The organism is Mucilaginibacter sp. P2_A5 (genome assembly GCF_056404995.1).
Genome location: NZ_JBFUCY010000010.1, coordinates 103298 through 115896, shown reverse-complemented (window position 1 = coordinate 115896; position 12599 = coordinate 103298). Strand labels below are relative to the sequence as shown.

Below are 12599 nucleotides of genomic sequence, written 5' to 3'. Positions count from 1 at the left end.
ATTTGGGCTATTTGTCTTGATTCTTGACTCTTGATTCTAACATCTAATTCTCATGCTATTCGAAGAGTTTTTTAAAAAGAAAAAGATTGACCTTGCCGCCTTACAAGCGACTGAGGGATCATTGTTTTCGGAATTTAAAGATCACTTTGAGCAAATGGGCGAGAAAAGTTTTGATCATACCAAAAAATACTGGTTCAATAAACTAAGGCGCCGGTTTCCTTTGGCGCCCGAAATTAAAACCGAACGGGTACATATTGCCAACCCATTGGCCGAACAAACAATTACCGATGGTTTGACAGCACCGGCAACACCATCGCCAAAAGTTGGTTTTATACCAAAATTCAGGGCGGCAGCTGTACCAGCAAAACCTGTTGAAGAAAAGCCTGAAGAAATAAAATCCGCTGAGGAACCGGTACCTGCCGAAACCACAATACCAAAACCGGCATTTAAACCGCGCTTTAATCCGGGTATGGTAAAACCCAAACCAGCCGAAAATGCATATCCTGTTGAAGAAAAACCGGATGTTAATGAAGGAACAGCTACGCCAGCCGCAGAAACGCCAGCCGCCAAGCCTGGTTTTAAACCGAGGTTTAACGCAGCCATGGTGAAGCCCAAACCTGCGGAAAGCACCGAAGCTTCCGAAAACCAGCCCGAAGTAAAGGAAGAAATACCGGCCCCATCGCCCGAAACGCCCGTTGCAAAACCTGGCTTTAAGCCCCGGTTTAATGCAGCCATGGTGAAGCCCAAACCTGAGGAAAGCACCGAAGCTTCCGAAAACCAGCCCGAAGTAAAGGAAGAAATACCGGCCCCATCGCCCGAAACGCCCGTTGCAAAACCTGGCTTTAAGCCCCGGTTTAATGCAGCCATGATGAAGCCCAAATCTGCTACAGAAGACGCTAAAGCGCCCGATGAACCGGAAGTAAAAGATGCGCCTGATGCGCCACTGGCAGGGGATGAAGCTAAGCCTGCCGGGGAATCCCCGATTGCAAAACCTGCCTACAAGCCAAAATTCAACATGAAAACCCTGCCGAAAAAACCGGATCAGGAATAGTTTTTTTGGAATAGATTGTAAAATTTCCTAAAATTATGAAGGGGGAATGACATGTATTGCTTCGCGGCGTGTCGATTCAACCTGACGGGCCGTAGCCATGCGATATACGTTAGAAAAATGATACTTATCCATAAATCTCTAATTATTTTAATTGTAATTTAGCATTTAAGCTCTTGCTAACCACATCATAAACCATCTTCCATGAAAATTTTATATAAAGCTGCGCTCCCGCTGTTTTTTATCCTGGCTGTATTTACCGGCTATTCGCAATCTATCAATCCTGCACTGCTAAAAGGTTCATGGAAAGCATCGTGGATCACGGTACCCGGCGAATCACTTAAAGATTATGGGGTGTACTATTTCCGGAAGAATATCGACATTAAAGATAAACCGGCCACGTTTATTGTACACGTATCTGCCGATAACCGCTACAAATTATACATAAACCAAACACTGGTATCCTTAGGCCCTGCCCGTGGCGATACTTATTACTGGAATTACGAAACTGTAGACCTGGCGCCTTATCTTAAAGCGGGCGAAAATACCATTGCCGCCGTGGTTTGGAACGAAGGCGACTACCGCCCCGAGGCCCAGATCTCTGTCCAAACAGGTTTTATTATGCAGGGCGATGGCGAGGCCGAAGCCGTGGTTAATACTGATAAAAGCTGGCGCTGCATCCGCGACAAAGCGTACAAGCCCATTGTTGGCCTTGGGTATGGCACTTATTATGTAGCAGGCCCCGGCGAAAGGGTAGATATGAACGCCGGTATTGATAACTGGAACGCCGAAATGACAAATATAAGCGACTGGAAAAACGCCATTAAAATAGATAGCGGTAACCCCAAAGGCACAGTGAACGCCTTTGGATGGATGCTGGTGCCATCCTCCATTCCGGCGATGGAATTAACCTACCAGCGCATCCCGGTACTGCGCAAGGCCGAAGGGGCAACCGTACCCAAAAGCTTCCCGGCAACTAAAACGGCTATAACTATCTCTGCCAATACCACCGCCACCTTATTGCTCGATCAAACTTTTTTAACCAACGCTTTTGTATCGCTCAATTTTAGTCTTGGTAAAAATGCCGGCATCAGCCTCAGTTATGCCGAAACATTATTTACCAAACTGCAGGGCCCCGGCGGTCTTGAAAAAGACAACCGCGATGATGTAGAAGGTAAAATATTTTCAGGCCGCCGGGATAGTATCGTTTCTAACGGCAGCGCCGGGCAATCGTTTAACACGCTTGCCTTTCGCACCTATCGTTACATCCAGGTAAAAATAACAACCGCCGGGCAGCCTTTACAGATCGATGATATCTATGGCACTTTTAGCGGTTATCCCTTTAAGCTGAACGCGAAGCTTAACGGAACACCCGAAATGCAAAAGATGTTGGATATTGGCTGGCGCACCGCGCGGCTTTGCGCAGGCGAAACCTATTACGATTGCCCTTATTATGAGCAGCTGCAGTACGTGGGCGATAGCCGCATACAGGCATTGGTATCGTACTATAACAGCGGCGATGACCGGCTGGTGCGTAATGCCATTAACCAGATGGACCACTCGCGCGTGGCCGAGGGCGTTACGCTAAGCCGCCACCCTTCGTTTTCGCCACAAATCATCTCCACGTTTTCTTTATGGTACATCGGGATGCTGCACGATTACTGGATGTACCGCCCGGATAGCACCTTTGTAAAAAACAAGCTGCAAGGCGTACAGGATGTGCTGGCTTTTTTTAGCAGATACCAACAGGCCGACGGCTCGTTAAAAGATACCCCCTACTGGAATTTTGCCGATTGGGTAAACGCCAAAGGCTGGGATTTTGGGGCAGCGCCAAAAAGCGCCAACGGTTCGTCGGCGTTGTTGGATATGCAACTGATGTGGGCCTACCAGCAAGCCGCCCAAATGGAAGCAAAAATGGGGATGCCCGCCCTGGCAGATCTGTATACAGGTAAAGCCGCCCAACTGAAAACTACCATTCAAAAAAAATATTGGGTGCCCGGCAAACAACTCTATTCGGATGTAGAAGACAGGGAACTTTTCTCACAACATACCAATTCGCTGGCAATTTTAACAGGCATGGTAACCGGCGCCGAAGCATCAGCCTTTGGCAAAAAGCTAATTACCGATACTACACTCACCCAATGCACCATCTACTTTAAATATTACCTGCACCAGGCCTTAATAAAAAGCGGTTATGGCGATGATTACTTGAAATGGCTTGATATATGGCGCAGCAATATTAAGATGGGGCTTACTACCTGGGCCGAAACATCCGACCTGGAACATAACCGTTCCGATTGCCATGCCTGGGGCGCCAGCCCAAACATTGAGTTTTACCGTACCATTTTGGGCATCGATAGCTATGCGCCCGGTTTCAGCAAAATAAAAATTGAGCCACACCTGGGCGATTTAAAAACTACTGGCGGAGAAATTCCGCACCCCAGCGGTAAAATCGTGGTAAAATATGAACTAAAAAAAGGAAAATGGAATATAGAGGTTGTGTTGCCACCAAACACATCGGGTATTTTTACCTGGAAAGGTCAAAATTATCCTATTAATCCAGGAAAAAACAGGATAATCGTTTAAAAAAGATCAAAAAACATGATTAATATCATATTTTCTTAGGAAAGTAACAATAAAAAAAGCATTTTTGTATCGTTTTTGACACTTTGGAGCAAAAAATGTCAGGTTTCTGTTTGAAAAGTAAAAAGCAACACTAACTTTACTTTTTTATGTTTATTAGTTATTGTATTAGTTACACTTGCGTTAATTACACATTTAACAATCAATTATTATTAAAAATGTGATATTTACGTGCTAAGTTGTTAAATTGACGGTTAGCCTTGAACCGAAAGTTCTAAGTAAGAAACAAGTAAAGTTTGACTTAGGGCCTCTGGCCAGGTACTGCCGACTTAACACCGGGTAACTAAATTCAATAAAGATGGGCCATCATTAAATGCGATATTAATTTTACAGCCAATGATGGCATCATCAAAACTTAAAAACAAACAACACCGATGAAAAACATTCCATCCCAGTTAAAAATTCTTTCAATCGATATTGGGGGCTCACATATTAAGGCCACAATTTTAAACATCAAGGGCGAACTTAAAATGGATTACGATAAGATAGCTACGCCGGCGCCGGCCAGCCCCGAAAACGTGATTAAGGCTGTCCAAACGCTGGTAAAAAAATTTCCTGGTTATGATAGAATTTCGGTGGGCTTTCCTGGTTATGTAAAAAACGGTGTTGTTAAAACAGCGCCCAATTTAAGCACCAAACTATGGGCAGATTTTGACCTGGCCAAAAAGCTAACCGATATATTAGGCAAACCTACCCAGGTAGTAAACGATGCCGATATGCAGGGTTTGGGCGTAGTAAAGGGCAAAGGCCTTGAAATGGTAATTACCCTGGGTACCGGTTTTGGTACCGCTTTGCTAATGGATGGCCATTTGCTGCCCCATTTTGAACTGGCGCACCTGCCCGTTAAAACCGGCAAAACTTACGACCAGTACATTGGTGAAAAAGCGCTTGAAAAATTTGGCAAAGAAAGATGGAACAAGCGCATACAAAAGGTTTTTGAGATTTTAAAAACTGTATTCAATTACGATACTTTATATATAGGCGGCGGTAACTCTGATGAGTTAACTTTTAAACTGGATAAAAACATGAAAATTGTAACCAATGCCGATGGCATTAAAGGCGGAGCCCGGTTATGGATAAATGACGATGACAGCAAAACCAAACGCGGCATAGCAACCCCAACAACATAACATACAATACCCAAAAAAGATAATGGAAAATACACAGGACATAGAAAAATTAGCAATAGATACCGTACGGATCTTATCGGCAGATGCAGTACAAAAAGCAAACTCGGGCCACCCCGGTACGGCTATGGCGCTTGCCCCTATGGGCCATGTTTTATGGTCAAAAGCGATGAATTACAATCCTAAAAACCCCGATTGGGCAAACCGCGACAGGTTTATCCTTTCGTGCGGGCATGCCTGTATGTTACAGTACAGTTTTTTGTACTTAACAGGATATGATCTGAGTTTGGATGATATCAAAAACTTCCGCCAGATGAACAGCAAAACCGCCGGCCACCCCGAGTACGGTTTGGCTCCTGGTATTGATGTAACCACCGGTCCGCTGGGCCAGGGCTTTGCTAATGGTGTTGGTTTTTCCATTGCCCAAAAACATTTGGCCGCCCGTTATAACAAACCGGGTTACAATCTTTTTGACTATCACGTTTACGCTATAGTGAGTGATGGCGACATGATGGAAGGCGTAACTTCTGAGGCCGCCTCATTAGCCGGTCACCTGGAGTTGGGCAACATTATTTATTTATACGATGATAACCATATTTCGATAGAAGGTGCTACCGATATTACTTTTAACGAAGATGTAAGCGCCCGCTTCCGTTCATACGGCTGGCATGTACAGGATTTGCCTGATGTTAACGATACGCACGCTTTAGAGCTGGCCTTAGTAAACGCCAAAGCCGAAGCGCAAAAACCATCATTGATCCGTGTGCGTTCGTTGATTGCTTATGGCAGCCCTAATAAATCGGGTACTGCAGGTTCACACGGTTCGCCGCTTGGCGCAGATGAAATTAAACTGGTTAAGGAGTTTTTTGGCTTCGATCCGGATAAATCATTCAATGTGCCTGATGATGTGTTGAAATATTACCACGATAAAGGCGCGCGCGGTGGTGCATCCGAAGAAAAATGGAACAAGCTATTTGCCGATTATAAAAAAGAATATCCTGAATTAGCCGCCGAATATGAAACCGCGTTTAAAGGCGACCTGCCCGAAGGCTGGCTTGATAAACTGCCGGTATTTAAAGGATCTGATCCTAAAATGGCTACCCGCCAGGCATCTGGTAAAGTATTAAACGCCATTGCGGCAAGCCTGCCCAATTTAATTGGCGGCGCGGCAGATTTGGCCCCATCAACAGAAACCAACCTGAAAGGGTTTGATTCATTCACTTCCGAAAACAGGAGCGGCCGTAACTTCCACTTTGGTATCCGCGAGCATGCCATGGGCTCGGCTTTAAATGGTATGTCTTTAACAAAAGGGGTATTGCCATTTGGCGCCACCTTCCTGATGTTTTCTGAATACATGCGCCCGCCAATCCGTTTGGCTGCCATTATGAAGATAAGTCCGATATTTGTTTACACTCACGATAGTATAGGTTTAGGCGAGGATGGTACAACCCACCAGCCGGTTGAGCAATTGGCTTCCCTGCGCTCTATCCCTAATGTAACCACCATCCGCCCGGCCGATGCCAATGAAAGCGCGCATGCATGGCGTGTGGCTATCCAGAAAAAAGATGGCCCAACTATATTGGTATTTACCCGCCAGGGCTTACCTATCCTTGATCAGGATAAGTATGGCAAGGCAGAAAACCTGGAAAAAGGTGCTTATATCCTATCCGAAGCCAGCAAAAATCCTGACCTGATATTAATGGCAACAGGATCGGAAGTTGCCTTGATTATGGATGCGCAGGTAAAACTGGAAGCAGAAGGTATATCAACCCGCGTGGTAAGTATGCCATCATGGGAGTTATTTGAAAAACAGGATGCTGCTTACAAAGAGTTGGTATTCCCTAAAGCATACCGCAAACGTTTGGCTGTTGAAATGGCATCCCCAATGGGCTGGCACAAGTACACCACCGACGAAGGCGATATGCTGGGCATGACAACCTTTGGCGAATCGGCCCCGGCCGATGATCTGTACAAGCATTTTGGCTTTACAGTTGATAATGTAGTGGCCCGCGCTAAAGCTTTGTTATAGTAGCAAGTAGTTAGTATCAAGTATCAAGATTTTTTCTTGCCGCTTGATACTAACTGTCGTTTCTACCTGAGGCGGTCTTGATACTTGATACTAAATACTTGATACTAAAAATGGATTGGGATAGTAGTTTAATTAAAAACCTGGCGTGGTCGTCAGAGATCATCAATGTCGCGGGCAAACAAAAGGTCGCGCAGCAAATTGCCGAAAAGGTAAAGGATGGCGATGTGCTTGGCATTGGCTCTGGATCAACCGTTTATATGGCTTTGCTGGCCATTGCGGATAGAATTAAGGGCGAAAAATTGAACGTGTTGGCTATCCCTACTTCGCTGGAAATTTCGATGTTTTGCACTAAACTGGGCATTCCGCTTACTACTTTGTTTGAGCACAAGCCCGATTGGTTGTTTGACGGCGCCGATGAGGTTGACCCGAACAACAGCCTGATTAAAGGCCGTGGCGGGGCTATGTTTAAAGAAAAATTGCTGATTGCATCCAGCGCGGTTAACTATATTATTGTCGACGAATCGAAAATAGTGGATAAGATAGGTACCAACTTCCCTATCCCTATCGAGGTTTTTCCGCAGGCTTTGCTGCATGTGGAAGCAGAACTGAAAAAGCTGGGCGCCAATAGTATTGTTATACGGCCGGCAAAGGGCAAGGATGGGCCAATTATATCCGAAAACAATAACCTGGTTTTGGATTGCCGCTTTGATGAAGTGCCGCTAAGCCTGGAAAAGGATATAAAAGGAATTACAGGCGTTATCGAGAGTGGATTATTTATAGGGTACAACCTGCAAATTTTAATGGCGGCAAACAATTAAATATTGTTACGCTGCTGTAACGCAATGATGATATTAAGCTTACAATAAACAGAATATTAACAAAGAACTTTACAAAACGGATCAAACGAATACATTTGCAGAAAATATCTATCAGATTCATAGGCATTCGCAAAATCAAAATTCAATCCAATAAAAAATACAATATTAAAAACCGACCAATATGGCAACCAACAATGTAAAACAGATACACGATTTCGGACAGAGTATCTGGCTTGATTTTATCGACCGCGAAATCATCGCATCCGGAAAACTGCAAAAATTAATTGACGAAGATGGTGTAAGAGGTGTTACCTCAAACCCGGCTATTTTTGAAAAAGCAATAACCGGCAGCTCTGATTATGATAATGATATCAGGGAGCTTTCGGCAACTACCGATGATAACGAGGAGTTATTTTTTGGTTTGGCAATAAGCGATATTCAGCAAGCTACCGCCCTGTTTAAAGGCGTTTATGACGAATCAAACAAAGTTGACGGATATGTTAGCCTTGAAGTTTCTCCGTTTTTAGCATTAGATACCGAAGGTACCGCAAAACAGGCCGAAGAACTTTGGAAAAAAGTTGACCGCGAAAATGTAATGATCAAAATCCCTGGTACTAAACCGGGTTTGGCAGCTATTCAGCAATCCATTGCAAAAGGCATCAACATTAACGTTACCCTGCTTTTTGGTTTGGAGCGTTACGAAGAAGTAACCGAGGCCTATATTTCTGGTTTAGAGGAGCATTTAGCTGCGGGCCATAAAATTGCGCACATATCGTCAGTAGCCAGCTTCTTTTTAAGCCGTATAGATGTTATTGTTGATCCATTATTGGAAGCCAAAGGCGCTAAAGACCTGCAAGGTGAAGTTGCTATCGCATCGGCTAAAAAAGCATACGAAATTTACAAAAGAGTATTCAGCACCGAAAGGTGGCAAAAACTGGCTGCCGAAGGCGCACAGCCACAGCGTTTACTTTGGGCAAGTACAGGAAGCAAAAACCCTGCATTTAAAGATACCAAATACGTTGAGGCTTTAATTGGTCCCGATACTGTTGATACCGTTCCGTTGGAAACTGTTGAAGCTTTCCGCGATCATGGTATTGCTGCCAACACGCTTGAAGCCGGTTTAGATGAAGCAACCGCTACTTTAGCCAAGCTAAAAGAGTTAGGTATCGATCTTGACGCCATTACCCAGCAACTGGAAGATGAAGGCATCGAAAAATTCAATAAACCATTCGAAAAACTGTTAAAAGCTATCGAAGATCAAAAAAGTAAAGTAGCCTAAACGGCTTTATGGAAACCGCAAACGTAAAGATCCTTTTTTTCGACGTAGGAGGTATTTTATTGTCGAACGGCTGGGGGCACGAGGCACGCGAGGAAGCAGCCAAAAGGTTTAACCTTGATTATGCCGAAGTAAACGCCCTGCACAATTTCATCTTCAACGTATATGAAATTGGCAGCATCACCTTAGATGAGTACCTGGATACGGTGATTTTTAACCATCCCCGAGATTTTGTAAGGGAAGATTTTAAGGATTTTATTTATTCTACCTCGTATGAGCTGCCGAATATGCTGGCCTGGCTTAAGGAGTGGAAAAAAGATTGCGGTTTCCGTATTATATCCCTTAATAACGAAGGTAAAGAGTTAAATGATTACCGCGTGCGCAAATTTAAACTGCATGATGCGTTCGACGCGTTTGTATCATCGTGCGAGGTAAAAATGCGCAAGCCCGATCCGGGCATCTGGCAACTGGCCATGGGTATTGCCCAGGCATCGCCCCAGCAATGTGTGTATTTTGATGACAGGATGATGTTTGTTACCACAGCCCAAAAACTGGGCATCCGCTCGTTTCAGCATACCAGTTTCGAGACCACCAAAAAAATATTAGAAGACCTTAAAAAAGAAAACCTCAAATAACATGAGCGCAACAACAGATAAATATGCTTTTGGCATGATAGGCTTAGGCGTTATGGGCCGCAGCTTACTACTTAACATGGCCGATCATGGCTTTGCAGTAGCCGGGCATGATAAGGACGCCGCAAAGGTATCATCATTAAATGATGAGGCCGGCGATAGGGCCGCTAAAGGCTTTGGCGATGTAAAAGAATTTATTCAAAGCCTTACCACACCACGTGCCATTATGATGCTGGTACCTGCCGGTAAAATTGTAGATGCCGTAATTGAGGAACTTACTCCGCTATTGGAGAAAGGCGATATTTTAATTGATGGCGGTAACTCGCACTTTACCGATACCAACCGCCGTGTTGAGCAGTTGGAGGCCATTGGCCTGCACTTCTTTGGTATGGGTGTATCTGGCGGCGAAGAAGGTGCCCGCCGCGGCCCAAGCATGATGCCGGGCGGCGATAAGGATGCCTACGCAGTAATGAAACCGATATTTGAAGCTATTGCCGCTAAGGTTGATGGCGCGCCATGCGTAACTTACATTGGCCCTGGCGCATCTGGTCACTTTGTTAAAATGGTGCATAATGGTATCGAGTATGGTATTATGCAGGTAATTGCCGAAACTTATGAGATATTAAGAAAAGGCTTAAGACTGGATAACGATGCTATTCAAAAGATTTTTGCTCAATGGAATGCTGGCCGCTTACAATCATTCCTGTTGGATATCACCAAAGATATTTTTGCCTATAAAGCTCCGGGAACCGATCATCTGTTACTGGATGATGTTAAAGATGAGGCTAAAGCCAAAGGTACCGGTAAATGGACATCGCAGGTGGCTATGGACCTGGTTACGCCTATCCCAACCATCGATACTTCGGTATCCATGCGCGATCTGTCGAAATACAAACAACTGCGCGAAAAAGCTTCAACCCTTTACGGATCTGAAGTTGAATTAGCAGGCGATAAAGACGAATTGCTGGTTGCATTGGAGCAGGCTTTTTACTTTACATCTATCATTACTTACGCACAGGGTATGCACCTGTTATCAAAAGCATCCGAAGAGTATAAATACGACCTTCACCTTGGCGAGATAGCCAAAATATGGAGAGGTGGCTGTATCATCCGTTCGGAGTTTTTAAACGATATTTTTAACGCCTACAGTAAAGACGCGCAATTGCCACACCTGTTATTGGATAGCGATATTCAAAAACTGGTTGAAGCAACGCTGCCGGGTATTCGTAAAATTCTTGCCGGTACTATTGCCGCCGGTGTTGCAGCGCCGGGATATGCATCAGCTTTAAGCTATTTTGATGCTTTCCGCAGCGAAAAAATGCCATCGAACCTTACCCAGGCACAGCGCGATTATTTTGGCGCGCATACCTACGAGTTGATAGGCAAAGAAGGAACCTTCCATACACAGTGGCCCAAAGCCGAAGACTAAACATAAACTATTAAAGCTGATCACAATGAGCGCAAGCGTAAAATCAGACCCTACCATATTCATCATTTTTGGTGGCACGGGCGATTTAAATTCCCGCAAAATTGCCCCGGCACTCTATAATCTGTTTTTAGATGGATGGATGCCTAAACAATTTTCAATTATTGGTACCGGTCGTACAAAATTAACCGACGAACAGTTCAGGGAAAACCTGCATAACGATATCAACCAGTTTTCGCGCAGCGGCAAAGCCGACGAAGCAAAATGGGCCGAATTCGTAAAAAACATTTACTACCAGGTATCGGATGCAACCGACTTTGAAACTTATAAAGAATTTGGCAAACGTATTGAAAAACATAATGCCGAATGGAAAGCCAAAGCCAACGTATTGTTTTACCTGGCTGTAGCACCAAACTTTTTCCCAATCATCGCATCCAACATATCAAAAGCCAAACTGGCCGAAGATAAAAAACGTGTGCGTATCATTATTGAAAAACCATTTGGCCACGACCTGGAAACAGCAAAAGAGCTGAACGCATTACTGAAAAGCATTTTTGACGAGTGCCAGATTTACCGTATAGATCATTACCTGGGTAAAGAAACCGTTCAGAACATTATGGCTTTCCGCTTTGCCAACTCCATTATGGAGCCACTGTGGAACCGTAATTATATTGAGCACGTACAGATTTCGGTTACCGAGCAACTGGGTGTTGAAGAACGCGGAGATTATTACGATGGATCGGGTGCCATGAGGGATATGATCCAGAACCACCTGTTGCAGCTGCTTTGCCACATAGCCATGGAGCCGCCTGTAAGCTTTAGTGCCGATGAGGTACGCGACCGTAAGGTTGATGTATTAAAGGCCATGCGTAAGTTTACACCCGAGGATGTACGTAATTCGGCCGTTAGGGGCCAGTACGGCAGCGGATGGATGAAAGGTAAAGAAGTAGCCGGCTACCGCGAAGAGCCAAAGGTTAACCCCGAATCAAATACAGAAACTTTTGCAGCCATCAAATTTTTTATAGATAACTGGCGCTGGCAGGGTGTGCCGTTTTATTTGCGTACAGGTAAAAGAATGCACCAGTCATCGTCGGTTATCACCATACAGTTTAAAGATGTTCCGCATTTGATATTCCCTACCGAAGCCGCCGAAAGCTGGCAGCAAAACAGGCTCATCATCAGCATTCAGCCCGAGATGAGCATCCGTTTGCAGGTACAGGCCAAGCGCCCCGGCATTGATATGGTATTAAACGTAGTTGATATGGTGTTTGATTATAAAGGCACTTATACCAACCAGGCGCCTGAAGCTTATGAAACCCTGATACTGGATACCATGATGGGCGATCAAACCCTGTTTATGCGTGGCGACCAGGTAGAAGAGGCATGGGCATTGGTTATGCCGATACTAAGCACCTGGCAACATAAAAAGAGCCTGAATTTCCCTAACTATTCTGCCGATTCGTGGGGCCCCGAAGCCGCCGAAGCATTAATTGCACGCGATGGCTTTAACTGGTTTACATTACCGGTGAATGGGAAGAAAAATTAATTGAGGTTCGGGTTGCGTGGTGCGAGGTTCGGTTGCTTGGTTTATGAATAGATA

At 44.7% G+C, this 12599-nt stretch carries 9 protein-coding genes; all 9 read left to right on the top strand.

Annotation, left to right across the window (positions count from 1 at the left end; translation table 11 throughout):
• The first annotated feature begins 52 nt into the window (after positions 1 to 52).
• The gene (locus tag AC1DXF_RS10645) at positions 53 to 1051 is read left to right on the top strand and encodes a hypothetical protein (RefSeq protein ID WP_477448346.1); all 999 of its coding nucleotides are present in this window, start codon (positions 53 to 55) and stop codon (positions 1049 to 1051) included.
• 201 nt (positions 1052 to 1252) lie between these two features.
• Positions 1253 to 3634 (top strand): alpha-L-rhamnosidase-related protein, encoded by a 2382-nt coding sequence (locus AC1DXF_RS10640; RefSeq protein ID WP_477448344.1) that lies wholly within the window; start codon positions 1253 to 1255, stop codon positions 3632 to 3634.
• 431 nt (positions 3635 to 4065) lie between these two features.
• Complete coding sequence (locus tag AC1DXF_RS10635) at positions 4066 to 4821, top strand: ROK family protein (RefSeq protein WP_477448343.1); 756 nt, start codon at positions 4066 to 4068, stop codon at positions 4819 to 4821.
• A gap of 22 nt (positions 4822 to 4843) precedes the next feature.
• Entirely contained in the window at positions 4844 to 6847 is a 2004-nt protein-coding gene (gene tkt, locus AC1DXF_RS10630; protein ID WP_477448341.1) for a transketolase, read from the top strand.
• A gap of 98 nt (positions 6848 to 6945) precedes the next feature.
• Positions 6946 to 7665 (top strand): ribose 5-phosphate isomerase A, encoded by a 720-nt coding sequence (gene rpiA, locus AC1DXF_RS10625; protein ID WP_477448339.1) that lies wholly within the window; start codon positions 6946 to 6948, stop codon positions 7663 to 7665.
• A 181-nt stretch (positions 7666 to 7846) separates the two neighbouring features.
• Positions 7847 to 8944 carry a transaldolase gene (tal, locus tag AC1DXF_RS10620; RefSeq protein WP_477448337.1) on the top strand — a complete coding sequence of 366 codons (1098 nt, stop codon included), beginning with the start codon at positions 7847 to 7849 and terminating at the stop codon, positions 8942 to 8944.
• Positions 8945 to 8952: 8 nt separating this feature from the next.
• Positions 8953 to 9576 (top strand): HAD family hydrolase, encoded by a 624-nt coding sequence (locus AC1DXF_RS10615; protein ID WP_477448335.1) that lies wholly within the window; start codon positions 8953 to 8955, stop codon positions 9574 to 9576.
• A gap of 1 nt (position 9577) precedes the next feature.
• Positions 9578 to 11002 (top strand): NADP-dependent phosphogluconate dehydrogenase, encoded by a 1425-nt coding sequence (gene gndA / locus AC1DXF_RS10610; RefSeq protein ID WP_477448333.1) that lies wholly within the window; start codon positions 9578 to 9580, stop codon positions 11000 to 11002.
• A 25-nt stretch (positions 11003 to 11027) separates the two neighbouring features.
• On the top strand, positions 11028 to 12545 hold the full coding sequence (gene zwf / locus AC1DXF_RS10605) for a glucose-6-phosphate dehydrogenase (RefSeq protein ID WP_439695211.1): 1518 nt from the start codon (positions 11028 to 11030) through the stop codon (positions 12543 to 12545).
• Positions 12546 to 12599 lie beyond the last annotated feature (54 nt).

What these genes read in the sequence shown, in the direction of transcription:
- AC1DXF_RS10645 (WP_477448346.1), top strand. Translation starts at nt 53, where the DNA reads ATGCTATTCGAAGAGTTTTTTAAAAAGAAAAAGATTGACCTTGCCGCC.
- AC1DXF_RS10640 (WP_477448344.1), top strand. Translation starts at nt 1,253, where the DNA reads ATGAAAATTTTATATAAAGCTGCGCTCCCGCTGTTTTTTATCCTGGCT.
- AC1DXF_RS10635 (WP_477448343.1), top strand. Translation starts at nt 4,066, where the DNA reads ATGAAAAACATTCCATCCCAGTTAAAAATTCTTTCAATCGATATTGGG.
- tkt (WP_477448341.1), top strand. Translation starts at nt 4,844, where the DNA reads ATGGAAAATACACAGGACATAGAAAAATTAGCAATAGATACCGTACGG.
- tal (WP_477448337.1), top strand. Translation starts at nt 7,847, where the DNA reads ATGGCAACCAACAATGTAAAACAGATACACGATTTCGGACAGAGTATC.
- AC1DXF_RS10615 (WP_477448335.1), top strand. Translation starts at nt 8,953, where the DNA reads ATGGAAACCGCAAACGTAAAGATCCTTTTTTTCGACGTAGGAGGTATT.
- gndA (WP_477448333.1), top strand. Translation starts at nt 9,578, where the DNA reads ATGAGCGCAACAACAGATAAATATGCTTTTGGCATGATAGGCTTAGGC.
- zwf (WP_439695211.1), top strand. Translation starts at nt 11,028, where the DNA reads ATGAGCGCAAGCGTAAAATCAGACCCTACCATATTCATCATTTTTGGT.